Source organism: Rossellomorea sp. LJF3 (genome assembly GCF_037046045.1).
Lineage (GTDB): Bacteria > Bacillota > Bacilli > Bacillales > Bacillaceae_B > Rossellomorea.
This window is the reverse complement of the sequence record NZ_JBANLY010000015.1, coordinates 13140-37268: the sequence shown is the minus strand read 5'-3', so window position 1 is coordinate 37268 and position 24129 is coordinate 13140. Positions and strand designations below refer to the sequence as shown.

Below are 24129 nucleotides of genomic sequence, written 5' to 3'. Positions count from 1 at the left end.
AGCGGAATTACAAAGAGATTCCTAACCTCATTAATAAAAGATGTTTGACTTTAGAGTGAATGGATTTAGTAATGTCTGAACCTTTTCTTATTATAACTACCCCTGTTTTCTCTGAGCCGTTCTATTCCAGATGATAATAACCGCTATGAGAAGCAACACACAAATCCCTACAAATATACCAATCAAAAGAGAAAGGGAAGAAGATGATTGACTGTCTTCTTCCAGTCCACCTAATCGGGCCGATTCGGATTGACTAAAAAGTTTTAGATTTACAGCTTTTGCTTTTATTGTATTGGTATCTTTTTCTTCACTGTAAAAAATTTTATCTTTCAGCTCGCTCAACCCGTTGCTTGGACGCCCTTCAAAGGTAAGACTCTTTTGTTCATCGGGAATTTGTATCTTCTGATTTGTTGATGACTGATCATGGATAAGGTCACTATTCTTTTTGAACTTATTTTCCTGATAATCGTTCGGTATCAATTCGTTTATGCTTGTACCTGCAAATATAGGTGAACCGAACATCAACATCACACTGACGATGGATGTCAGGAGCAAAAGGACCTTACCCTTCATAAGCTTCTGTACTCTCATCAGTTTGGTTATTGGATCGTTTATTCAATAATACTTGTAAGACAGCAAGGCCGATCACAATCAATCCCAAAACGATGACCGCTTGATTGAAAAGTGACTCCGTGCCGTATTGAATCGACATATACACAGTAGACATCGGATCTTCAAAATTGAAATTCGGCGTAGTCAAGGCTAATAGTGGTGTCACAAACAGGGTGATCAGCCCTACAGAAACAAACCAGCCCACTAAACGATGTGCCACAAAAGCCACTCTGACCAGTCCTGATGCAGCCAATAAAAGAAGAATCGTAAAGACCGTCCACTCGACAGAACGTGATTCCACCAACGGATAGATTTCCAGACCGTACAGGCTGATCACAAATCCGACGATTAGATTCAGGAGGAGAAAGATGACTCCCTGGATCCAAAGAGGTGCGTTTTGGAAGTAATAACTTGTATATCCGATAAGCAAGCTGGATAACAAGACGATAAACAAAATCACGACCGGTGGAAGAACGCTCGCACTCTTCTCTTCCGGAACATCACCCTTTACATTTAAAGGGTTTGTTAAGAAATCATATACATACCCATTGGATTGGCCGTCAACGAATGCATTCCCAAGGACGCTGAATACATCATCACGGATTAATTGAGTGGAAGCTACATTCGTTGCCCACTTATTATTCAAAGTATCCGCGTCACTCTGTACATTGGATACATTTGATTGAAGCTCGTTCGTATAGGAAACGATTGTATTTTGGCTTTCACTCACCGTATCCAGGAAGGAGTGGATAGACTTGATTTCACTACCGATTTGCTTTTGGTTCCCTACTAAATCAGGACCTGCTGCTCCCTGAACAGGAGTTGGAGCCGCTTGTTCCGGCTGCTGGATTCGATTTAATACATTTGTTGCCTCTTGATTAATCGCATTCAGGCTCTCAGTAAGCTGTGATTGCTGGTCATTAACGGTCTGATTATATTCTGCCGCAAAAACGGTATATGAGTCTTGGAGGGTGATGAGAGCATCCTCAGTAGTAGGCAGCCCTGTATTTAATTGTTCCCACTCCGTTTGTTCAGCCTGGCTTACTTTCAATATCTCATTGACCTCATTTTTGAGACTTTCATCCTGAAGAACGGTCGCTTTCACTCCATTCTCCGTTAACATTCCGTTTAGAGTCGCTTCATACCGGTCGAGGTAAGAGTAGTACTGTAGAAGATCCATAAGCTTATAGTTATTAATCCCGCGGGAAAAATAGCCATATAAGGTGTTTCTCCTATTATCTGATAAAGCGGCCGAGTTCAGGATCGAACTCTCTTTATCCTCGATTTCGGCAACGATATTCGAAATGTTGTCTGAGAACATCTCCAATTGGTTTATCAGAGCTTCATTCGTCTCAGTCAATGTCTTGACTTGATCTTTGAGCTCTTGATTTTCGGTTGTAAGAGTTTCAACCTGTTTGGTCAGTTCATCGATTTTATCAATCAATGTCTGATTATCTTCCAGAAGTCTTGATACTTCTCCCATCAGTCTGTCCACTTCAGCCTGAAGAGGGTTCTCCGAGCTATTATTTTTACCTTGCAGCTGCGTTCGTACCTGTTTGATACGATGATTGATCGTTTGAATATTCGTCACAGCTTCCGTTATGGCTTCAGGCGTTGGCTCTGTTAAATTTGTCAGTGTTTCCTTCAACGTATCCATTTCAACAGAAATAGCTTTCAGTTCAGCTATCTCCGGGTCTAAATTCGGTGGTGCAGGAGGAGGATCAGTTGGTTCCCCTGGCTCTGGCTCACCTTCCTGTGAGGAGATCACGACCTGTTGAGGGGCGGGATCCTCTCCGTCTTTTGGCGGCTCAGGAATCTCAGGAGGGGCTGGTGGATTGAAGATCTCCCCATCTCCTTCGGCCAACTTATTGTTAAGTTCAAAGATATTTCCTTGCAGATTATTCAGCGTTGTTGTGTCCTGAAGTTGCTGATAGAAATTCAACACTCTTTCCTGAAAGGAATAGAAATCTTCCACTTGTCTACCTACTTCTTCAAACCTGCGCTGCTGCAGGTCGGTAAATACCTCTTGGTTTGTATCCATATTGTTATTCAACTGAGTCAAACCTGCCGTTAAGGCCTCACTTTGCTCTGAGAATAGTGATTTGGACTTTAAGTAACGCGGCTGCTGATTTTCAGTCGATTCGTTGATCATCTGTACGGATTGTGACTGAATATCCGCTAATAGTTTCTTTTGATTATCCTGATAGTCTCTATACTGATTGACATATTCTACAAAGCTTGAGAGGCTTTGTTCAAAGGATTCCAACGTATTTTGCTGTTGTGGTGTCCGACTGTCAGCCTGTTGAATCGAGTTTTGAAGATTTGATAGCATCGATGTCTGCTGTTCGATTTGGCCAGCAAGATCCTTTGAACTAGGTTTATAGAATGCCAGCATCGTTTCTTGGAATGTCTGTTCTTTTTGTAAAATTTCATCGAATTCCGCCCGGATATTCTCCATATCCGCTGATACATAATTCCAGTAAAGGGAAGACATCTTATGATTGACCCTTTTGGTGGCCTTTTCGATTTCCAACTGGACCTTTTCCTTATTTACAGCATTCAGTTGGGGTTGTACTTTAAAATTCAGGTTTGTCTTTTCCGGTCTTTCTTCATCATATGTCATGACTTTGTCAGAGAAGTCCGAAGGGATATATACCACTGCGTCATATTTTGAACTTTGAAGACCGTTTTCTCCTGCACTTCTGCCCACGACCGTCCATTCAAAGGAAGACTGATCCTCTAATATGGACGTTACATCCCCACCAAAAGACAAGGGCTCCCCATCTACTTCTGTCCCTGCATCTTCGTTCACAATGGCAATGGCTTTAGTGGCATTTTCTTTAACTTTCAGCGGGTTTTCACCTACTGAACGGAAGAATAGAAGAGGAGTTGCAAGAATCATCATGACCGCTAATAAAAGTTTGAACAGGCTTACCTTCTCTGTCATGCGTGTACTTTCCTTTCCGTTACCATAAGTGGTATTTGAATTTTTATTTCTTTTCCATTCTCAATATAATAACCAAAACCAGGCTGGATTTCCGGCTCTCTTCGGTCATAGCTTAGAGTGTATAGAGTTTGTTCAGACTTCTTCATCAATACAAGTGCTTGTCGAATTTGCTTCATTTCAACCGTCAATGTATCGTAGCCTTTCGTTAACTCACTGTTGTTTCCGGAAACGATCACACAGAAGCCTAAGTGACTATAATTTTTCATACACTTCACAATTTTGTCCTGGAGAAGGGGATCAAGATTTTGCAGGAATCTTGCATATCCATCCACGATCAACATTACAGGAGAGAAGGATGGGAGAGTGCTTCCCTTTTGAATGGATAAGTTATATTGCTCTTCTCTTGAGCTGAATAGCTCCTCCACTCTGTTAAGCCACATGGAAATATGTTCTTTGTTTTCCATATATACAACCTTTTCTTCCCTCATCAAATTCGATAATCCCCTATCTATGGAATCGAAGATCGCAATATGTTCACTATCCTGGAGGAGTGCTGTGTTGGCTAATACTTTCAACACATTCGTTTTCCCTTTTTGTGCCTGTCCCAATACGAGGCAATGCTTTGTTTTCTTGAAGTTCACATACACTGGTTCAACCGTCTCTTCATCCAGCCCGATCGGCAGCAGGCCAGCTTTTTTTCGTGAATCTGTATACTGGGTGAAGTTGACCATTGTCAGTTCTGTCGGCAGCATCGGCACCGGTTTAGGTGAAGACAAGCCTTTATATTTCTCTTTTAATAACTGAATATCTTCTTTCAACAGATTCAGCTGTTCATAATCATCCTTCCCTTCAGTAGGAAGGAAGACCTGGGAGAAGAAAGCCGTATCTTTCTTAACAATCGCTCTTCCTGGAATGGCTTCCGGTGAAAAAGGTAATCTTCCTAACATTGTATACGCTTCTGAACTGTCCATTAAATAGTGGACGATTTTCGTTTTGAGATTATTCATCAATGACTGTCGTACAGAATTTACACGTGTAGCTGTAAAATACATATATACTCCAAGCGATTGGCCGTCCCTCGCGAACTGGTTGATCTGCGTTTCAAGCTCCTGCATTTCTTCTTTGACCAGATCAAAATTATCAATGGTCACGAATAAAAGAGGAAGTTTATCTTCACTTACCGTGTTATACATTTTGATTGAACTGACCTCTTGTTTCTGGAACAGTTGTTTTCTTCGTGCCAGTTCATCGTCTAAAATTCCAATGAACTTCTCTATTTTCCTCTCTTCGTCAATAAGGAAGTAATCTGCCGTATGAGGCAGCTGCTTCAGTGGCAGCAACCCGCCATTCCCAAAGTCGAGAAGATAATAATGGATTTCTTCGGGGGTAAACTGTGTAGCCATCCCCATTAATAACGTAATGAGCGTTTGTGTCTTCCCGTACCCGGATGAACCGAAGATACCCACATTCCCATCCTCAATCACCTCATAATGATAAGGGGTTTGGCTCTGTTTCTCCGGTTCGTCCACCATGGAGAGGAGGATTTTATTCTCCTCTGTCTGGGCAAATCCTGTTCTGTAAATCCGATTGGACAAAGGAGGGAGCCAGGGACTGGATAACTTCTTCAAGTCCATTTGATTCTGTAACGCTTCGATTCGATCGACTACGGCGTCTATTTCACTGGTCATTTCTTTTTGACTGCCGGGATTCGTCGATACTTCTGATAAAGGAATGAGCCCCAGATCCGTGACGATCGCCACTTCATCCTCTGCTTCAAAGGACTCCTCCTGGTAAGGGGCACCGCTCCAGGCTGATTGGAATAAGTCATACACCTCATTGTTTCCAACCTGTAGGTATCCCCTTCCTGTCACCGTAAGGGAAGCTGCATCTCCATTTTTGAGGATTTCACGGCTGTCCTCTGTGTTTTGCACTTTCAATGCTACTCTAAAACGGGCATTACTCCAGATTTGATTGTCTATGACACCGCCCGGCTTCTGGGTGGCAAGAATAAGATGAACCCCCAGGCTACGGCCGATACGTGCCGCACTGACCAATTCTTTGATAAACTCCGGCTCTTCACTCTTTAATTCCGCAAACTCATCCGAGATGAGGAATAAATGAGGAAGGGGCTCTTCCGTTTTCCCTTGTTTGTAGAGGCGCGTGTAGTCGTTAATATGATTCACTTCATAGCGGTCGAATAAGCGCTGTCTCCGTTTCAACTCACTCTTAATGGAGGCAAGGGCCCTGGTACTGAAGTTCTTACTCCCCTCGATATTGGTGATCGTCCCTAATAAGTGAGGGATGTTCTTGAACGGTTGAGCCATTCCTCCGCCCTTATAATCGATTAACAGAAACGCTACTTCATGAGGGTGGAAGTGAACCGCTAACGATAGGATATACGTCTGCAGGAATTCACTCTTACCTGATCCGGTCGTTCCTGCGAGTAATCCGTGTGGCCCGTGTGCCTTTTCATGCAAGTTAAGCTCGACTATATCTTCCTTACCTTTTAAACCGACAGGTACAGCCAACGACTTAGCTGATTCTCTCGATAGCCAATTTTCTTCAATCGGCAGTTGATCCACATCCCTTACTCTGAGCATGTCGAGAAAAGATACGCTCGTAGGGATCGAGTTGGTCATCCCGATTTGATGGTTAAGGGTTCGCAGGGTCCTTGCATATTTCTCATTTCCATCATGCTCATACCCATCCATTGTGAAAGGGATCTTTACAGCTTTCTTATCTTGAATCAGGATGTCCCCTTCGTTGTCATTAATGTAACGGACAAGGGTGTGAACATTATCTGATAGGCTTTCTTTCGCCTCTGCCGCGAATATGACAGACATCCCCAGGTGTCCATACTCCCCTTCCAGGTATTCCAGGATTACATGATCGGAAATAAGCTGATGATTCGTGATGACAAAGACGAAATGAGGAGCATGCCTGACCTTTTCGGATTCTTCATCTATGTCTCTTTCACGCAGGATTTCATAAATGGAGGAGAGGATTTGGTCCCTCGTTTTCTCGTTGTAAATAAACCCTTTTGCAAAGGACTGCGGTAATTGAAAATGGGGTAACCATTTCATCCACTCCCAATCCTTGTACTCTTCTTCATGAAAGATGGAGACGAATCTTACATCATGGTAACTATGAAAGAACGTCAATTGGCCGATAAGCTGGTGAATCTCGTTTTTGTAGACGGATTCTTTCCCGATCAGACCGATTGCCCCTTTATGAAGATCGGCTGTTACCGGTAATTGTTCGATCTCCCGATAGGCCTCTTCTAACTTCTGTGACTCCTCCAATAGCTCATCCATTTCACGATTGGACATATCGGAAGAATTCACCGAAATACTGTAACTGGCAGGTAGCTTCCCCCTGCCCAACCGGAACTGCAGGAAGTCCGGACTTTCGATCGTCCTCTCCCAAAGCCTGTCGGAGAGTTGATCTGTCAGGTACTTCATCCTTTCAAATGAAGGGAAATGAAATTGAAGGACATCAGACTGTCTCTCTGCAAGGGACTGAAGCTCTTCCCTTTTATTCTTTAAGTATTGTGAATAGATGCGTTTTCTGCGTTCCTGGGATTTCTTCTTGCTGCTTTTATCTTTGAAGAACTGAACGGTCGATGTTACAAGGGTGGTGGTGAACATGACCATCGAGATAATGATGAATATCCCCCTAGGAATCACAATGGCTACAATTCCCATGACGATCAGCATCATGAGTGGAGGGAGGATAATTAACCACAGACTCCGGTTTGTATCACTTGATTCCTGACTTGGAAAGGACAATTGAACCTTTTCATCCGGCAGATCGTAAACCATCCTCGGGGTACGGCGGTAATTGGGATATTTCTTCTGCATCTCGGACATCGGTCTCACAGTCTCCACTAATGAAGTCTGATATTGTTCAATACTATGTATCTCGATTAAATCATCTTCTAATAGGGTAACGGATAAGAAAGCAGTAAATAGAATGTCACCTGTTTGGAGCTTCTGTTTTCCTGTAACCAGATGACCATTCAGATATAGAGAAGAATCATTTGTTTCCACTATCCATCCACCATCAGAATCCTTATACCAGAAGCAGCTTGCTTCCCTGTTCCCATATGGATGATAGATCGTTGCTTCAGGTTCCATAGTAGACATACTGATTTCTTCTTTATGGCCTATATAATAGATTTCCGCCTTTGGTTTGAATGAAGTGATGATGATATGCAGCTCATTATCCTCAATCCGCACGCAATGATCACTGCCAGGTTCAAGGATGCTTCCTTCCTCCCCTTCGCGATAAAGATGGAATGTGGATCCCGAATACTCTATTTCAATAGCTGAAGGCAAGGACAGGATCGTGATCGTATCCTTTATTTGGGGACCCAGAGTCATTTTTTTGTTTTCATCCTTCAAAAGGATCGTTTGATAATAATGGTCGTGAAAAACCCATAGGGCATACATGTGCTCACCCCCCTGTTAGTTTGTTTTTTTCTTATCATCTTTTGGTTTTGAATCTGCAGGTGCAGATTCCGCTCCGTCCGTAGCCGGCTCCACCTTTTCTTCAGTCTGCTGCGGCTGCTCTATTGACTCTGTCGGCTGTGATGATTGTTCCTCTTCCAGTGCCTTCATTTCTTCTTCATATTCAGCAATTTCACTTTCGATTTCATTTAATTCCTGTTGTCTTTCTTCACTATCAAGTTCTCCGTCGGCCTTCACTTGTTCCCTGTATTTTAGGAGTCCAAATAGGATCAAGTCGCGGTCCTCTAAGAACCGGGCTGTTTCCAAGGCTTCTTTCGCCTTTCCTCTTCCGATATTGATCCAATACTCATAATAAAGAGGGTCTGATTGAAGGGAGACCGTGTTTCGCACATTTTCCTTTTGATCCTCGGTCAAGGATTCATTAATGATATAGGAAAGGGCAAGCTGGTATTGAGTGACCTTGGGTATTTCATCGATTTCATATGGTTGGAGCTCCGTCACAACGTCACTATATTTTTCAAGCAGGAAACTCTCCTGTGCCGCTACAACCCTGTCCTGCTTTGGATTCATAAAGAAAAGAGAATAAATGGAATAAAGGATTGCAGGGACTAAGCATATAGAGACCCCAAGGAGAACATACCGATTGACCTTCCATTTCTTCTTGCTGACCTTTACATACAAACGTTCAGATTTTTTGGCCTCTGCGATGGAATGGTTCAACACTTCACTTAATTCCTGAAAGCTCCCCGCCTCCAGAATGGACTTTGTAAGGGAAGATAACTTCAAAGTTCCATTGAATTTTAAGTAGTCCTTGAAACTATGCTGTGAATCTACAATGGCTGCTACCGTGGCTTTCGCTTCTTTAAGCAGTAGCTCCTGGTCTCTTTCGTATGGGGGAAGACTCTCTTTCACACCATAGTGAATGAAATGAGGTGTCATTCCCTGGTCAAATACAATGTTTTCGGGACATATAATGAGGTGGAGGCGTGACAACGTATGTCTTTGAATCTTCTGCACCAACTGATAAGCAGTCATCAAACGTTCTTTCTCATTTGCCTTTAATTGAGGATGAAACGAGAAGGACTCCGGTACGGTATTCACTATGCATAATTCATCATTTTCCATAGTGATTTCTCTTTGAATGAAAGGGGATAACTCCTTCAGGAAGCCGATCTCCGTTACGTCATCCAATTTAATCTTCTCTTTTTGAAAAATAAGCGTGATACGATTATCTTTTCTATGTATTACGGCTTCCAGCTTTTCTTGTAAGTAAGATCCACTTTTTTGTGCCATTCTATTGGTCTCCTTTATAAAATTTCAATTCGATCTCCCGTGTGGATCCCTGCATCAACCAGCCGTATATTGCCAGGAACCACTTTATGCTTGTTGGCAATCCGGATCCAATAGCCATCCCTGGTTTCAGCCGTAAGTTTTTGGGACTGCCATACAAGATCAATCAGTTTTTTTACAGTATGGTAATTTGATAGTCTGAGATCGAAAGAATTCTCATCATAACGATTAAGATCAATGGTGATTTCTATATACATGTCCGGGTTCACCTCATAAGGAAGGAGCGCCCCACATAATGATAAGCGCTCCTTCATGTTTAAAATGGATTGGGATAAACTTATCCGCGAATTTGATTAGCGATCTGAGCATCTGCATCTTCAAGAGACTTGGCTGTGCTGGTCAACTGCATAGAGATGTCTTCAAGAAGTTGTTGCATTTGCAGGAATGAAGGACGAAGTGTTTGATATTGCTCACCAAACGCACGGCTTGATTCACCTTCCCACATACCTTCCAACTCGGAAATCATATTGTCAAGGCGTGAAATCTGTTCACCTACTTGGCTGCTTTCACTTGTGTATCGGTTTGACATACTAATCAATTCTGCTGGGGTAACACGAATAATTCCTGACATGTAATTCCTCTCCCTTAATTAAAATTGGCGGTAATCATCTATTTCAAATCAGAATACCCAAATAAGAAACATGAAATCAACTAAACTATGTAACCCGTTTTTGCTCAATATCCTTATAATTACAATTGTTTCCACACTTCCAATATCATACTATTATAAACATACATATAAACACAATTTTTACAGGAAAAAGGAAACTTTATAACTACAGGAATAATTAATTTCAGGTCATTTGATATAAGATCCACTATCATTTATTAGGTAAATAGTACGAAAATGATTACTATAGGCTCTCCATAATTCACGAATCAGGAGAATAAAGATTGTATAATCCTATCAATTAGTTACAAGTACTTACTATATATCCTTATTTTTACTTTTATAAACCGCATTTTTCATAAAATTTTCTTATATAGAATTTTTTTAAAAGGTTCATTTAATAACTTAAAAAACCTTACTCCTTTCATTCTCATTCTGGAGTAAGGTTTTAACAGAAAAATCCATTCAATTTTAATTACTTATAATTCTTCTACATTTTGTTTCGGTTCATTCAGGTCATACGTCACGTTATACTTTTCCGCTAGAAGCTTCATGTCTGAGTGATAGGCGTCCACCAGTTTGTAATACTCCTCCATCTTGGCGTTGGACTCATCAATCAAACCTTCATCCTGGTCTTCGATCGCCTTCTTTTCGAGTATGAGTGCATCATAAAAGGTCTGAGTTGCCGTCACGACCCGGTTCGCCATTTCTTCAAGCTCAGGGATCCCCGCCTCAATGCCCTGGGCTTCATTCAGGGCCTTCTCGTAGGCTGGTATGGTGATGGTGGTCAATTCCCTGTAGACGGTTTGATCATCCGTAAAGTTTACTCCTGATACGGAAGCCAGTGACTGAAATGCGACGACTTCATATTCTGCCACCTTATAGATATCCTCGTTGATGAATTGAAGGATTGCCTTTTGCTTATCTGCTTCCTTCATCTTTTCGCTTTCCGGTTCATCACTGATCAGATCCACTTTTTCATTCTTAGCGCTGCCGGTCTCGGCCTCCACTTCCTGATCCTTATTAATCGAAATCTGCACTTCACCACATCCACTTAGCAGAACGGCTGTTATCAAGGCTAACCCGAGAAGTTTCTTCATGATTTAATTCCTTTCCTATGCAATTTAGTCAATTGCTTTTAGAAGTTAAATACCCATCTTTTGTAAAAATAATCTAAATATTTCTAAATAAAACAGTTCCTATCTTCAGGTTTATGGCAAATGCATGCGATTTCCTATACAATTTATGTAAACAGCAAGATTGAGTGGTGAAAGAGTTGAAATTATTGTTAATCGAAGATGATACAACCCTATTCAATGAAATCAAGGAACGGCTTTCACAGTGGTCCTATGAAGTATATGGCATCAAAGATTTCAATCATGTCATGCAGGAGTTCACAGAGGTGAAACCGGACCTTGTGATCATTGATATTCAATTGCCGAAATTCGACGGCTTCCACTGGTGCCGGATGATACGCACACATTCCAATGTGCCGATCCTGTTCCTGTCCTCGCGAGATCACCCGACGGACATGGTCATGTCCATGCAGCTTGGGGCAGATGATTTCATCCAGAAACCCTTTCATTTCGATGTCCTCATCGCAAAGGTACAGGCCACTCTCAGAAGGGTGTACAACTATAACACCGAAAAGGTGAGTATCAAGACCTGGTGCGGTGCGACCGTTGACTTTGAACGGAATACAGTATCCAATGAGATTGGTTCTATCGATTTGACGAAGAATGAAATGTATATATTAAAACTTCTAATCGAACAGAAGAATAAGATTGTCAGCAGAGATGCGTTGATGAACAGCCTCTGGGACGACAAGCGATTCATCAGCGATAACACGTTGACGGTCAATGTGAATCGTCTTAGGAAACGCCTGGAAGAGATAGGACTCGGCCGCTTCATTGAGACGAAGGTCGGGCAGGGGTATCTGGCCATTGAAGAGGATTCGCCATGATCCGTACATACATATGGGAACGGAAAAGCTGGATTTCATTCGTACTCGGACTCCACCTGTTATGGATCTTTGTCGCCTCTATCGATACGGCTATCCCGTTACAACCGATCATGTATATGGTGTTTCTGTCGCTGCTCTTTTTCATCGTTTTTGTGTTCATCCGCTATCAGAAGGAAACCCGATTCTTCAAACGGCTGAAAGAATGGGATCATAACCTGAACATGACAGGGGTGGATGCCCCGGATACTCCATTCCAGGAAATCGTTTCTGATAGTCTGTCAGAGCAGGCGAACCTTTTGAGAAAGACAGCATCTGAGAATCGACTGATGCTCGAGCAGGAAAAGGACGAGATTCTGTCATGGATCCATGAAGTGAAAACCCCGCTGACGGCGATGCATTTGATGATTGAGCGTTTGGAAGACGATCCTTTGAAGTCTCATTTAAAATACGAGTGGCTGCGCATCCACCTTTTGTTGGATCAGCAGTTGCACCAGAAGCGTATGTCTTTTATGGAGAATGATTTATACATTGAGGACACCGATCTCGAGTCTGCTATTTTTCAGGAAATCAAAACCTTGCAATCCTGGTGTATTCAGAAGGGAATCGGATTTGACATTCAACTCGGGGTCACAAACGTCCTGAGCGATGCGAAGTGGCTCTCTTTTATGATCAGGCAGCTTTTGACTAACGCTGTTAAATATAGCTCTAAAACAGATATTTCCATAGTAAGCGAAAAAAGAAATGGAAAAGTGACTCTCACCATTCAGGATTTTGGCAGGGGAATCGACTCCAGGGACCTGCCAAGGATCTTTGAAAAAGGATTCACTTCGACCACAGACCACCATGATCACGCTTCTACAGGAATGGGCTTGTACTTAACCAAGAGAGTTTCAGAACCTCTGCTGATTTCCATAGATATTGAGTCCAAACGGGGAGAAGGGACCCGGGTCACCCTCACCTTTCCAGAGAAAAATGATTTCGTTCAACTTACAGGCGTGTGACAAAAATGTCACATGCTTTTCTGTTTTGTTCGAACAATAACAGGAATAGAACCTTCCTGCTTTTTATAATAAGAGTATCAAATCAAAGGAGTTTTATATGATGACTATACTAGAAGCAAGCAAACTTCATAAAAGCTACGGAAATAAATTCAATAAGCAGGAAGTGTTAAAGGGGATCGACCTGTCGATTCAAAAGGGTGAATTCGTCAGTATCATGGGGGCGTCGGGTTCCGGAAAGACCACTCTCTTAAATGTCCTATCCTCCATCGACAAAGTCAGTGAGGGCTCGATTAAGATTGAAAGCAATGAAATGACGATGATGAAAGAAAAGCAGCTCGCACAATTCCGAAAGAATCACCTCGGCTTTATCTTTCAGGATTACAATCTGCTCGACACGTTAACCGTGAAAGAAAATATCCTTCTGCCATTATCCATCACCAAGACCCCTAAGAAAGAAGCCGATCAGAAGTTCAATGCCCTTGCTTCAGAGCTTGGAATCCTAGAACTGAAAGATAAATATCCGAACGAGATCTCAGGCGGGCAGAAACAGCGGACATCAGCTGCCCGTGCATTCATCCATGAACCAAGCATCATTTTCGCCGATGAACCGACGGGTGCCCTGGACTCAAAATCAGCATCAGATCTTCTGAACAAGCTGAGTGAGCTGAATCAAAAGCTGAAGGCGACGATCGTCATGGTCACACATGATCCCGTAGCGGCAAGCTACTGCAGTCGGGTCGTATTCATCAAGGACGGTCAAATTTATACGCAATTAAATAAAGGTGAACAGGAAAGACAGCATTTCTTCAGTGACATCATGAAAACCCAGGGAGTGCTTGGCGGGGTGCAGAATGAACATTAATACCCTTATATTCCGAAATCTGAAGAAGAACCTGAAGAATTATTATCTTTATGTATTTGCTTTAGTCTTTAGTGTTGCCCTTTATTTCGCCTTTGTGACCCTACAGTATGATCCCTCCATGGATGCAGCGAAGGGAACCATCAAGGGTGGAGCAGCCGTCAGAGCCGCTTCCGTCCTGCTTGTCGCCATCGTCTCGATTTTCCTTTTATACGCCAACACCCTCTTCATCAAGAGAAGAAGTAAGGAAATCGGGTTATTTCAGCTGATCGGCATGACCAAAAATAAAATTTTCCGCATTCTAAGCGTGGAGAACTTCATCTTGTATTTCGGGTCTATGATCCTTGGAATCTTGATTGGATTCTCCTTCTCAAAATTGATCATCATGATTTTATTCAACATCACCGGAGTCGAAGCAATCGCCAAGCTTCATTTCTCGACCCACGCACTTATTCAGACCATCATCGTTTTCTGCGCGATTTACCTGCTGATCATGCTGATGAACTTTGTATTCATCAAAAGACAAAGCATCTTATCACTCTTCAGAGTCCGTTCTTCAACGGAAACGAAAGTAAAAAAGATGTCCAAGTTCGAAATCGTCATGGGGGTTTTCGGAATCATCTTGATTGCTTCCGGATATTATGTCTCTTCCAAATTGTTTGGCGGGGACTTCACGACCATGCCAGAGCTTTATGGAGCCATGCTCTTTATACTAGGCTCCGTCATTCTCGGAACCTACCTTTTTTATAAAGGGTCCGTCAGCTTTATTTTCAACATCATCCGAAAGAAGAAGGATGGCTACTTGAACATTAACGAAGTCCTGTCCCTATCATCCATCATGTTCAGGATGAAATCGAATGCCTTGCTTTTGACTATTATCACGACAGTATCGGCACTGGCTATCGGATTATTATCCTTGAGCTATATCGGATATTATTCAGCTGAAAAAACGGCGGAAAACAATGTACCTGCGGATTTTTCTTTAATTAACAAGCAGGACTTCAATAATTTTAAAGATGCTCTTCTGGATAAAGGTATTGAATTCAGAAAAGAGGAAGTTGAAGTCATCAGAGTTCTCGTCAACCTGGAAAACATTACAGACTCTGAATTTAGTGAACTGAACGGATCACAAGATGCCATGCCTACCGCAGTCATCAGTGAACAAAGTGTAGAAGGTATTGACGTAAAAGAAGGCGAAACAGTCTTTACAGGCTATAGCGACTTACTTCAAAAGCTGATGCCACTTCACGATTCCGGTATGATAGAGCTGAAAGGAAAAACGAAGAAAATAAAGCTCAAATACTTGGGCATGCGGGATGAATACCCAATCTCAGGGTGGTTTACAGGGTTCGGTTCACCTGCGATCATTGTGGATGACCAAGTTTTCCAACAGCTGAAAAAGGATCTTGATCCAGAAATTCAGAGGGAATCCTCCCTTCATATCGGTGTGAACATCGAGAAGGAAAAAGACTTAATGAAAGCAAATGACCTCTTTCAAGAGTTAAATTTAGGGGAAAGGTGGGGGAACGCATCACAATACGACATGAAAGCTGAACAAAAACAAAGCATCGGACTCACTATGTTCATCGTCGGATTCCTCGGCCTCACCTTCCTGATCACATCGGGCTGCATCCTGTACTTTAAGCAGATGGACGAAAGTGAAGATGAAAAACCGAACTATACCATTTTACGAAAATTAGGATTCACTCAAGGTGACTTATTGAGAGGCATTCAAGCCAAGCAGCTATTCAGCTTCGGAATCCCTCTCCTCATCGGACTTCTGCACAGTTACTTTGCAGTCCAATCAGGATGGTTCCTGTTCGGAGCCGAAGTCTGGACGCCGATGATCATTGTGATGGTACTATATACGGTGTTGTATTCGGTCTTTGGTTTATTATCGGTTTTGTATTATAAAAAGGTGATTAAAGCGTCGCTATAATGGAGAGAGCCATCCCTTGATTTTGGGATGGTTCTTTTTGAAGTGCTTTTTCTTTTTATCGCTTTACAACTTCATGTGGGTATCCTCCTTTTTTCTATTCCAATATCCTGGGACGTAAACAAGCAATGAAGGATAGAAGAATGATTAGTGCTTCGACCTGGATGCCAAATAACCACACATAACTATCTCCATCCGTAGCCCAACTGTTCTTATTCAGTAAGAATAAAAGAATAGAAAAGAGCAGAAAAACATTACTCTTCCAGTAAAAAATAAAGCCTCGTTTTAAAGAGAAGAATTTCTCATCCTTCTTTTCAATTTTTTTATTCTCTTTTGATGTCAGATAGTCCACAACACTTAGTTGAACCCCTTTAAAGAATTTTTTAAAAGAGCTGCTGGTGGCAATGATTTGATTATTATTTACATTTTCATAATTAATCAACCAAATATATCCTTCCGCAGGGATGAATAGGATTGCATCCTCCATTTGTTCAGTCTTCCCATTCACATAAGTGATCTGATTGATTTTTTGACCGTTCACTTTAAAAGCTTTTAAGAATAAGCTTATTTGAAAGGGCTCCTCTTCAATCATCCTGTCGAGCCCTTCTTCATCAATAGCATGGATCATATCATATGTTTCCGAGCTCATACCCAAATTGATTTTGGCGGGATCTTCTTCAACTTTCATATCCAAACCATAAAATTCACCGAGTCTATTCGAAAAATCCTTCTGCAATAATTGATAACGAAATATGTGTTCAGATTGGTGTACCTTTTCAAATACTGCTGTTTGATTATCAATAGAATGAATCCACAACTCTTCTTCCCTATTTACAAATCGTACATAGTGTGCAGACTTACCGATATCATGTATGAAACTGTTAACTTCTTTAGATGTAGTCTCCCTTATGATTTTCTCCCTTTTCCTACTTTTATCATTGATTTTTTTATTCAGTAGTTTCGCTTTTTTGCTATATCCCGATTCCTTCAAACTTCCAACAAGTTCCTCTGTTGAAAGTTGAATCATTTTTTCCTCTCTCATGCCACATCTCCCCTACCCATCATTTCATAAACGTCAATCATAGATTCCAATAATTCCAAACCCAATCCAAACAAGAGATAGGAAAAAACATATGGCCAATAGCTTATTCACTAGAAAAGGGAGGCGGTTTAATACGTTTTGTATATAGTAATTAATACCCGATGTAAAGATTGCTGTGTACTTATTGAAATATCCGATTAAACTATCATTATCTTCATAAACATTCACTTTGTATAAAACAATAATCAATCTCTGAGCAAAAATAGAACAAAAAGCAAACACACCATTTGCTGCAATCATTAATGGAATATAGGAACTAGGTAAAGGGATATTAATGCCATATAAAGAACAAGCAATTAAGGTAAACACGATGAACACGAGTATAAACCCTGTTATTTTCTTTTTTGAAATGTAATTCCCTCCAAAATGATTCACCGTTTAATTCCCCTCTCCCTTTTAGGTAAACCAAACTGAGGATATACCCTTTTAACTGCCTCTTCATGTTTCAAAATAAAATAGTATCTGTGTAGAGATATTGAAAAAAAGGCGGTGAGTATCGATAAGATGGACACTCCCGTAATGATGATGATCACAAAAAGAGATTCTGTCATGAACGTAGATAGCAGAATATGGGCAATGACATACCCGATACTTGAAGCGGTTAAAATAGGAGACACCTTGAACTTATGATCATTCCTTTGCAGCCTTGCATACGCTCCGGAATACAATAATCTGTGATTAAACAGCTGGAAGAACACCAATAACCCCAATAGTAACAACACGCCTATAACTAAAGGGACCCAACCATCCAATCCGGCATATACATACAAATATTTTTGTATCACCAAAAAATACAAATATGTATTCACGATGCCATAAATACCGAAAAACAGGTAGTACGATTTTTCAAACTGAAACGGGGCCACCACGTAAAGGATTGCCCATAAATGTAATAATGCCACCGGTACAACAGCGGGCCAGACAAAGGCGTAGGAAAAGGGCTCCCCCAAAATGGGAAGGAGGCCAATGATGTCTAAAAAAAAGATAAAAAACGTAATGATATTTCTTCTATTCTCTTCAGGAGTTTGAAAATTCAAGTAAGATAATGTGATCGGATCAATATCTTTATGCTTGTTCATGTCTTTTCCCCTTTTTTCGTTTTCCCTCAATCAAATTTCTTTCATTTTTCGGTAACCCGAATTGGGGATAAACCTGTTTTACCTTCTCCACGTTTCTTCTAATATAGATGTATTTATGGATGCTTGTAGAAAAGTAGGCCGTCGCCACAGATAGTATAGAGAGTACCCCGCTGATCATAAGGATTTTCACTGATTCTACAAAGAAAGACGATAGAATTACCTGTCCCAGTACGTAGCCAATGCCTGTGGCTGAAGCAATCGGAGAAAGGTTGACGGTCTTTTCTCCTTTCTGAAGACGAGAGTACGCCCCAGAATACAATAAGCGGATGTTCATCCAATGCATGATGAGAAGGAGGGATGCAAAAAGAATCGATCCTAAAACCAAAGGGGCTATTCCGATTATTTGAAAATGAGAATATATCAATTTTTGTATTGCTAAAAAGTACACGAAGGTATTGATAACCCCAAACACACCGAAAAACAGATAATAGGATCTTTCAAACGTATAAGGGGCAATTACATATGGAATGGCCCACAGGTGAATGAATATCACCGGAATGATGCCGCCCCAAAATAACGAAGGAATCAGGGGCTCTCCCAGTAGGAAAAGCACGCCAATGATATCCAGAAAAACGAATAGAAACACGAGTATATTACTCCTGTTTTCACTGGGGGATTGGAACCTTAAATAAGACAGAGTAATATCATCTAGCTTTTCCTGCTTCAACGAAATCCCCCCCTAACCAAACTTCCTGGAATCCTTTGGCTTCCCAAAATCAGGATACATTTTCAACACTTTTTCCTTATTGCTTTGTATATAAATATACCGGTGAATGAAAGTAGATAAATAAGCAGTCACGATGGATAAAACCGTATACGCCATCATTAATACAATCATAAAAGCTGAGTCAGTGAGCATATAGGACATTAAAAACTGTGCAGCAACGTATCCAAAAGTTGAGAACGTGACGATGGATGAAATAGTGAATGGTGACTTTCCATTTTGGATTTTGACATAGGCACCGGAATAAAGCATTTTCACATGAAAAACCTGAATAAAAACCAACAGTAACACCATCAACACTAATCCTATGTAAAAGAAGCGACTGCTTTCGACACCAATATGAAGATATAAGAGCTTTTGAATTACAAGGAAAAATACATACGTATTTACAACCCCAAAAACTCCAATGTATAAGTAATAAGATCGTTCAAATGTATAAGGAGCAACGATATAAAGAATGCCCCATACATGAATAAAGGCAACAGGTGCCAGTGCAGCCCAGAAGAAGGAAGAAGAAAAAGGAATGCTCAGTAAAGGAAGGAAGCCTAAAAAGTCCAAAAGAAGGATTAGAAACCCTATTACATTTCTTCTATTTTCTTTAGGAAGCTGCATATTGCTAAGGTACACACGGGTAATATCATCTATATCTTTCAATTTCTTCAGTTCTGCTCACCTCAATAGTTCTACACTCATCTAAAATTTACCATATCACTCACTATATCACAGATATCTTTTACTGATATTATCTATCAGTTCGAATTACTTAATAGATATCACCATTTATAAGTAAAAGCTTTCCTCATAATTAATTTCCATATTCTATGAAACTTTCTCTTTCTTAAAACCGTAAATAAAGACAGAGGTGAACCATATGTACTTACATATAATAGAACCAACGGAAACCATATCAAACAAAGCAACCAAAGTCTGGAGAATCTCCAACACCATCGGTCATACTACAGCACTCCTCATCATAGGGATCTTGATTACCTGTACAAACCAATTCGACTGGTACGACTGGGTTGAGATCGTCCTATACATACTGGGGGGTCTACTCATTCTTTCTGCCATTTTCTCCATCTTCATTGAACCTATTTATTTGCAAAGAACATGGCGCTACCAGGTCGACCGGGAATTTGTCCAACTGAAATTCGGGAAGTGGCAGCAGCAGCACGTTCTCATCCCAATGGAAAAAGTGGAATACGTACGAACCGAGCAGGGGCCGATCATGCGTCGGTATGATCTTTATGACCTGGAAATCGGGACCACGACTTCCATTCATAAAATACCGGCCATCTCATCCGATATTGCAAAATCATTAAAAATAGAGATTGCCACCTTCGCAAAAATAAGGGATGCCGAAGAAGGAGAAATGGGAGCATGATCAAACCTTCGAAACGATATCATCCCGCGTATATTCTTGTTGAACTGGTATCAATCGTTAAGAACCAGTTTGGATTCTATCTCCTCCTGTTCATCCTGAAGGCAAACTCAACTGCGGGATGGGTAGTATGGGGCCGCTATGCATTGTTAATCGTGACAGCGGGTTCTGTTGTATCTATTTTCACCAAATGGTTCTCAAACCGCTATGAACTAGGAACGGAGTCCATCATCTTCAAAGAAGGGATGGTCATTAAAAAGCAAAAAACTGTTGCTTGGAATCGTATTCATAACCACAGGTCCCATACCACCTTCGTCCATCGCTGGTTCGGATTAACCTCTTTAACAATGGAGACCGGAACAAGCGATGAGGACTCTACCTGTAACTTCCCTGTTATCACACAGGATGAAAAGGAACGAATCCTGACTCACCTTGAACAAAAGCAGGAATTCACTGAATTGGAAGAAGAGACGATACCAGAACGAAGGGTACACTTCCAGACGACCAGGAAGGATCTGATTAAAGCATCTTTTACCTCGCTCAGTTTTCTGGCGATCTTTCCGTTATTAAGTGCAGTCTATTTCAACTTGGCAGATTTCTTTGCCATTGAGAAATCTGCGGAAGGTGCCTGGCATTATCTCCTTGGCCATGTATGGGTTCTTGTCATTTTATTCATTGCTGCCATGTTGCTGTCCATTTCGATTGGCTTCGTGAAAACGTCTATTAAGTACGGAAACTATGTCATCAGCGATGATCACGAACGGATTTATATTGAGAAAGGGATCGGAAATGAGGTAAGCTTCTCTATTCCAAAGAATAAAGTACAAGCGGTCAGAGTCGAACAATCCATTGTCAAAAGAATGATAGGACTCGTATCCATTAAATTGATTAGTGCCGGTTCGTCCGAAGAGGAGATCAGTTCCTTTTATCCGTTTATGCCGAAAAAGGAAGCGTATGAGATGCTGCATGCCATCCTTCCTCAGTTCCCAGTCAATGAGGAGATGGAACGCTTTCCTCTAAAAGTCCTTTGGCTGAAGCTTATCCAGCCGTATTATCTGGCAATCGTTTCGATTGCTGGGTTTTGGATCTTCAAAATGGAATGGATGTGGGTGGCAGGGATAATCTTTGCCGTTTCCATTTTCCTGAGAGTTCTTGATTACTGGTTTACGAGTTATTCACTTCACAGGCAAACGATCCAAATCCGTAAGGGAGGGTGGATCAATGAAACCTTCATCACTCATCGCAATCGGATCCAGCAGGTAATGGTAAAGCACTCTTTTCTCGAGCGGATGTTTGGTGTGGCTACCATCACGTTTTCAAACCGGGCAAACCCCACCCATGAAAGTTTGTTGTTTGGACTATCAAGTGAGGAAGCTGAAACATTTTATCAGTGGTACTATCATAAATCCGTCTCTTAGTGAGACGGATCTGTTTTAGAGTTCTGGATAGCACCTGCTTAGGTCTTCCATTACTGTTACTTCCTTTACCATACATGTACCATCTAAGTTGATGATATTCACGACTGATTCATCCATACCGTATTTTCTGAAGATATCAAAGGCTTTTAGAATGTCCTCATTACTTGAATAAGGTCTGGCAAATAAGGCGATATCCTGATTTACAAACAATGACGTAATAAAATATTCACTTTTCTCATCCCAATTCAAACTTGAATCTGCAGACATGCCCAAATTCTCAAGTTCTTGATCCAACACACCACTATCTACCATTTCATGGTGGTGGACCAGCATAAATTGTTGTTCTACTACTTGTTCAAATTCAGCAGATTCTTCCTTACTATAGTAATCCGTTGAAATCCTATTATATTTCATTTCCAGATCAAGCGAGGTTTCGACAGGCACTTTCACAAGGCTTTCGCTTATTTCCCCAAGTGTGTGTACCAGCTTCTCCGGGTCGGTTTCTCCATCCTTGTAGTATCCACTGACTGTTATGTAAGGTTTGCCTTTGTGGATCATACTTCTAAACTGTACATCTTCTATTCCATTCTCTTTAAATACATTTTGGTATTCTTCATACTTTTTATCCCGCTCCATTAAATATTCATGTTTGCTTTGAACATAGTCCTCTTCAAAGTTTTCAAGGTCCCCTGAGATTTCACCCCCGAATGTGAAATTCGGATCATCTTCAGATTGAAATGTCAGGTCATATACATCAGTGAAGATTTTTGTCAGTACCACAATGATCGTGGCGCCAATAGGTGTGGATTCCTCTATAGAAGTCATTTTAACTTTTTCTCCATATACCTCTTCAATCTCAGCTTCCGTAAAGGTGGAGACCTTCTCTTCTAAAGAAGTACAACCTGATAAAAAGAAAATGACGATTAAAAAAGATATCTTTTTCACCACTTATCTACCCACCTTTGTTTTATTAAATTTTACAGAATCATTCTTTCCTAAGACACACCTCAATACAGATATGACTTTATTTAGAAGATATATCCATTTTTATCTCAAATCAAACCAAATCGGAAAGGAAAAAAGAAAATGGAGTGGGGTAGCATTCTAGTCTATCAAAAACGTTTCCTCCATTTCCATGAAAAATTTTAGTCCCTACTCGAAAATGAATATGCTCTGCAAGACATGAAAATTGTGTCCTGCTCATTTGTTTATACTTTTCACATACAAGGGTTACTTCATAAAAATGTTTTATGGTATGATGGTTAAATTGTTTGCCTACTCTATCCTATATGGATATTCAACTTAGAAAAGAGGTACTTATGAAAGAAACGGTATTATCTAAACAACATTGGTTCCTTATTTTTACCCTTACGTTATTAACATTTGTTCTCGGGACAAGCGAATTTGTCATCGTCGGGATCTTAACGGAGATTTCCTCAAGTCTTCATATAACAAATGCAAAGGCAGGCACGCTTGTTTCAGCGTTTGCCATTACCTTTGCCGTCGCCACGCCCATTGTCATGTCGGCAACTAGTCATTTTCCAAAGCGGAAATGGATGTTGTGTTTGATAGGGTCATTCATCGTTTTGAATGCTTTGTGCGTGATTTCCACCAGCTACGTCATGCTTATGGGGCTTCGGATGCTGACAGCGATTGTGACAGGAGTGTTGATTTCACTTGCCATGACGATCGCCAGTGAGGCCATTCCAGTCACAAAAAGAGGCGTCGCCATCTCATTCGTGTTCGGCGGGTTCACCCTGGCGAACGTCATCGGAGTTCCCATCGGTACGGTCATTGCCGAATGGTACAACTGGCATGCTACGTTCCTATTAACGACGTTACTAGGTGTCGTTGCCTTCTTGGCATCGTTCATGAATTTACCGAGTAAGCTCAGTCAATACCGCAGTTCCATGCGGGATCAGTTCTCCTTATTGACCCATCCTAGGATCCTGATGGCTTTCTTCATTCCATCCCTTGGCTTCGGTGCGACCTATGCAGTATTTACGTATCTTGTCCCAATTCTTAACAAGATGGGAGCACCAGGCAGCTCCATCAGCTTGATCCTGTTCGCTTACGGGTTCATCTCGATTTTCAGCAACATCCTTGCAGGGAAGATTGCCAGTCACAATGCCATCGGACGCCTCCGATTCGTGTTTCTTATCCAGGCATTTGTCCTGTTTGCCCTGTACTTTACGACCGATCATTTTATCGTTGGATTGATCAACATTGGATTGATGTCCTTGATGGCCATCCTCCTTACCACCTCGACCCAGCTTTACTTGATCGACCTTGCCGGCGTGTATCAACCGAAAGCCACTGGCCTTGCCGCTTCCCTGATGCCGGTTGCGAGCAATGTCGGCATCGCCATGGGATCGGCACTCGGAGGCCTTGTCTACCACCAGGGCCCGTTGATGAATGTGACACTCGTCGGCGCAGTGGTTGCAATTTGTGCGAGTCTGCTGACTTTCTTGAGTTATCGGTTGGATCAGAAGCAGGTAAGTGCAACATAATGTTAAAAAAGAAGTATCCAGAACGTAAAATGGTTCTTGGATACTTCTTTTTAGTTTTTTAACTGGAATTACTGTGATGAACGATTTTCATGGGAAGAATCAAGCGAG

At 41.4% G+C, this 24129-nt stretch carries 20 protein-coding genes; 7 read left to right on the top strand and 13 right to left on the bottom strand.

What is annotated here, in order from left to right:
- Positions 1-96: 96 nt before the first annotated feature.
- The 7 genes from essA to V8G47_RS14430 form a co-directional block, all read right to left on the bottom strand.
- Entirely contained in the window at positions 97-591 is a 495-nt protein-coding gene (gene essA, locus V8G47_RS14460; RefSeq protein ID WP_336200755.1) for a type VII secretion protein EssA, read from the bottom strand.
- A complete protein-coding gene (esaA, locus tag V8G47_RS14455) occupies positions 563-3559 on the bottom strand; it encodes a type VII secretion protein EsaA (protein ID WP_336200754.1) in 2997 nt (998 codons plus the stop codon). The genes essA and esaA overlap by 29 nt, the downstream gene beginning before the upstream one ends.
- On the bottom strand, positions 3556-8010 hold the full coding sequence (essC, locus tag V8G47_RS14450) for a type VII secretion protein EssC (RefSeq protein ID WP_336200753.1): 4455 nt from the start codon (positions 8008-8010) through the stop codon (positions 3556-3558). Before essC ends, esaA begins: the two co-directional genes overlap by 4 nt.
- A gap of 15 nt (positions 8011-8025) precedes the next feature.
- Positions 8026-9321, bottom strand: coding sequence for a type VII secretion protein EssB (essB, locus tag V8G47_RS14445; protein WP_336200752.1), 1296 nt, complete (start codon positions 9319-9321; stop codon positions 8026-8028).
- A 14-nt stretch (positions 9322-9335) separates the two neighbouring features.
- A complete protein-coding gene (locus tag V8G47_RS14440; RefSeq protein WP_079532350.1) occupies positions 9336-9575 on the bottom strand; it encodes an EsaB/YukD family protein in 240 nt (79 codons plus the stop codon).
- Between the two features lie 80 nt (positions 9576-9655).
- The gene (locus V8G47_RS14435) at positions 9656-9949 is read right to left on the bottom strand and encodes a WXG100 family type VII secretion target (protein WP_034764875.1); all 294 of its coding nucleotides are present in this window, start codon (positions 9947-9949) and stop codon (positions 9656-9658) included.
- Positions 9950-10467: 518 nt separating this feature from the next.
- The gene (locus V8G47_RS14430; RefSeq protein ID WP_336200751.1) at positions 10468-11088 is read right to left on the bottom strand and encodes a hypothetical protein; all 621 of its coding nucleotides are present in this window, start codon (positions 11086-11088) and stop codon (positions 10468-10470) included.
- A 176-nt stretch (positions 11089-11264) separates the two neighbouring features.
- On the opposite strand from V8G47_RS14430, the gene V8G47_RS14425 reads away from it, so the two are divergent.
- From V8G47_RS14425 to V8G47_RS14410, 4 genes are all read left to right on the top strand, one after another.
- Positions 11265-11951 carry a response regulator gene (locus tag V8G47_RS14425; protein WP_442970857.1) on the top strand — a complete coding sequence of 229 codons (687 nt, stop codon included), beginning with the start codon at positions 11265-11267 and terminating at the stop codon, positions 11949-11951.
- Complete coding sequence (locus V8G47_RS14420; RefSeq protein ID WP_336200748.1) at positions 11948-12952, top strand: sensor histidine kinase; 1005 nt, start codon at positions 11948-11950, stop codon at positions 12950-12952. The genes V8G47_RS14425 and V8G47_RS14420 overlap by 4 nt, the downstream gene beginning before the upstream one ends.
- A 100-nt stretch (positions 12953-13052) precedes the next feature.
- Entirely contained in the window at positions 13053-13814 is a 762-nt protein-coding gene (locus tag V8G47_RS14415; RefSeq protein WP_224522610.1) for an ABC transporter ATP-binding protein, read from the top strand.
- Positions 13804-15750 (top strand): ABC transporter permease, encoded by a 1947-nt coding sequence (locus tag V8G47_RS14410; protein WP_336200747.1) that lies wholly within the window; start codon positions 13804-13806, stop codon positions 15748-15750. The genes V8G47_RS14415 and V8G47_RS14410 overlap by 11 nt, the downstream gene beginning before the upstream one ends.
- 94 nt (positions 15751-15844) lie before the next feature.
- Here V8G47_RS14410 and V8G47_RS14405 read toward each other — a convergent pair whose 3' ends face one another.
- The 5 genes from V8G47_RS14405 to V8G47_RS14385 are packed head-to-tail and all read right to left on the bottom strand — an operon-like array spanning position 15845 to position 19270.
- Positions 15845-16789, bottom strand: a complete 945-nt coding sequence (locus V8G47_RS14405; protein WP_336200746.1) for a hypothetical protein — start codon at positions 16787-16789, stop codon at positions 15845-15847.
- A gap of 33 nt (positions 16790-16822) precedes the next feature.
- Positions 16823-17224 carry a hypothetical protein gene (locus V8G47_RS14400; protein WP_336200745.1) on the bottom strand — a complete coding sequence of 134 codons (402 nt, stop codon included), beginning with the start codon at positions 17222-17224 and terminating at the stop codon, positions 16823-16825.
- Positions 17221-17928: a hypothetical protein gene (locus V8G47_RS14395; RefSeq protein ID WP_336200744.1), complete on the bottom strand. Its 708-nt coding sequence runs from the start codon at positions 17926-17928 to the stop codon at positions 17221-17223. The genes V8G47_RS14400 and V8G47_RS14395 overlap by 4 nt, the downstream gene beginning before the upstream one ends.
- Positions 17915-18655, bottom strand: a complete 741-nt coding sequence (locus tag V8G47_RS14390; RefSeq protein WP_336200743.1) for a hypothetical protein — start codon at positions 18653-18655, stop codon at positions 17915-17917. Before V8G47_RS14390 ends, V8G47_RS14395 begins: the two co-directional genes overlap by 14 nt.
- Before the next feature lie 12 nt (positions 18656-18667).
- A complete protein-coding gene (locus V8G47_RS14385) occupies positions 18668-19270 on the bottom strand; it encodes a hypothetical protein (protein ID WP_336200742.1) in 603 nt (200 codons plus the stop codon).
- 313 nt (positions 19271-19583) lie between these two features.
- On the opposite strand from V8G47_RS14385, the gene V8G47_RS14380 reads away from it, so the two are divergent.
- Together V8G47_RS14380 and V8G47_RS14375 are read left to right on the top strand one after the other, a co-directional pair.
- Positions 19584-20096, top strand: coding sequence for a PH domain-containing protein (locus V8G47_RS14380; protein ID WP_336200741.1), 513 nt, complete (start codon positions 19584-19586; stop codon positions 20094-20096).
- A complete protein-coding gene (locus tag V8G47_RS14375) occupies positions 20093-21511 on the top strand; it encodes a PH domain-containing protein (RefSeq protein ID WP_336200740.1) in 1419 nt (472 codons plus the stop codon). Before V8G47_RS14380 ends, V8G47_RS14375 begins: the two co-directional genes overlap by 4 nt.
- 15 nt (positions 21512-21526) lie before the next feature.
- Here the strand turns inward: V8G47_RS14375 and V8G47_RS14370 are convergent, their stop codons facing one another.
- Entirely contained in the window at positions 21527-22459 is a 933-nt protein-coding gene (locus tag V8G47_RS14370) for a hypothetical protein (RefSeq protein WP_336200739.1), read from the bottom strand.
- A 371-nt stretch (positions 22460-22830) separates the two neighbouring features.
- Here V8G47_RS14370 and V8G47_RS14365 point away from each other — a divergent pair, with 371 nt between their 5' ends.
- Positions 22831-24021, top strand: coding sequence for an MFS transporter (locus V8G47_RS14365; RefSeq protein ID WP_336200738.1), 1191 nt, complete (start codon positions 22831-22833; stop codon positions 24019-24021).
- The last annotated feature ends 108 nt before the right edge of the window (positions 24022-24129 follow it).

What these genes read in the sequence shown, in the direction of transcription:
- essA (WP_336200755.1), bottom strand. Translation starts at nt 591, where the DNA reads ATGAGAGTACAGAAGCTTATGAAGGGTAAGGTCCTTTTGCTCCTGACA.
- esaA (WP_336200754.1), bottom strand. Translation starts at nt 3,559, where the DNA reads ATGACAGAGAAGGTAAGCCTGTTCAAACTTTTATTAGCGGTCATGATG.
- essC (WP_336200753.1), bottom strand. Translation starts at nt 8,010, where the DNA reads ATGTATGCCCTATGGGTTTTTCACGACCATTATTATCAAACGATCCTT.
- essB (WP_336200752.1), bottom strand. Translation starts at nt 9,321, where the DNA reads ATGGCACAAAAAAGTGGATCTTACTTACAAGAAAAGCTGGAAGCCGTA.
- V8G47_RS14440 (WP_079532350.1), bottom strand. Translation starts at nt 9,575, where the DNA reads ATGTATATAGAAATCACCATTGATCTTAATCGTTATGATGAGAATTCT.
- V8G47_RS14435 (WP_034764875.1), bottom strand. Translation starts at nt 9,949, where the DNA reads ATGTCAGGAATTATTCGTGTTACCCCAGCAGAATTGATTAGTATGTCA.
- V8G47_RS14430 (WP_336200751.1), bottom strand. Translation starts at nt 11,088, where the DNA reads ATGAAGAAACTTCTCGGGTTAGCCTTGATAACAGCCGTTCTGCTAAGT.
- V8G47_RS14420 (WP_336200748.1), top strand. Translation starts at nt 11,948, where the DNA reads ATGATCCGTACATACATATGGGAACGGAAAAGCTGGATTTCATTCGTA.
- V8G47_RS14415 (WP_224522610.1), top strand. Translation starts at nt 13,053, where the DNA reads ATGACTATACTAGAAGCAAGCAAACTTCATAAAAGCTACGGAAATAAA.
- V8G47_RS14410 (WP_336200747.1), top strand. Translation starts at nt 13,804, where the DNA reads ATGAACATTAATACCCTTATATTCCGAAATCTGAAGAAGAACCTGAAG.
- V8G47_RS14405 (WP_336200746.1), bottom strand. Translation starts at nt 16,789, where the DNA reads ATGAGAGAGGAAAAAATGATTCAACTTTCAACAGAGGAACTTGTTGGA.
- V8G47_RS14395 (WP_336200744.1), bottom strand. Translation starts at nt 17,928, where the DNA reads ATGAACAAGCATAAAGATATTGATCCGATCACATTATCTTACTTGAAT.
- V8G47_RS14380 (WP_336200741.1), top strand. Translation starts at nt 19,584, where the DNA reads ATGTACTTACATATAATAGAACCAACGGAAACCATATCAAACAAAGCA.
- V8G47_RS14375 (WP_336200740.1), top strand. Translation starts at nt 20,093, where the DNA reads ATGATCAAACCTTCGAAACGATATCATCCCGCGTATATTCTTGTTGAA.
- V8G47_RS14365 (WP_336200738.1), top strand. Translation starts at nt 22,831, where the DNA reads ATGAAAGAAACGGTATTATCTAAACAACATTGGTTCCTTATTTTTACC.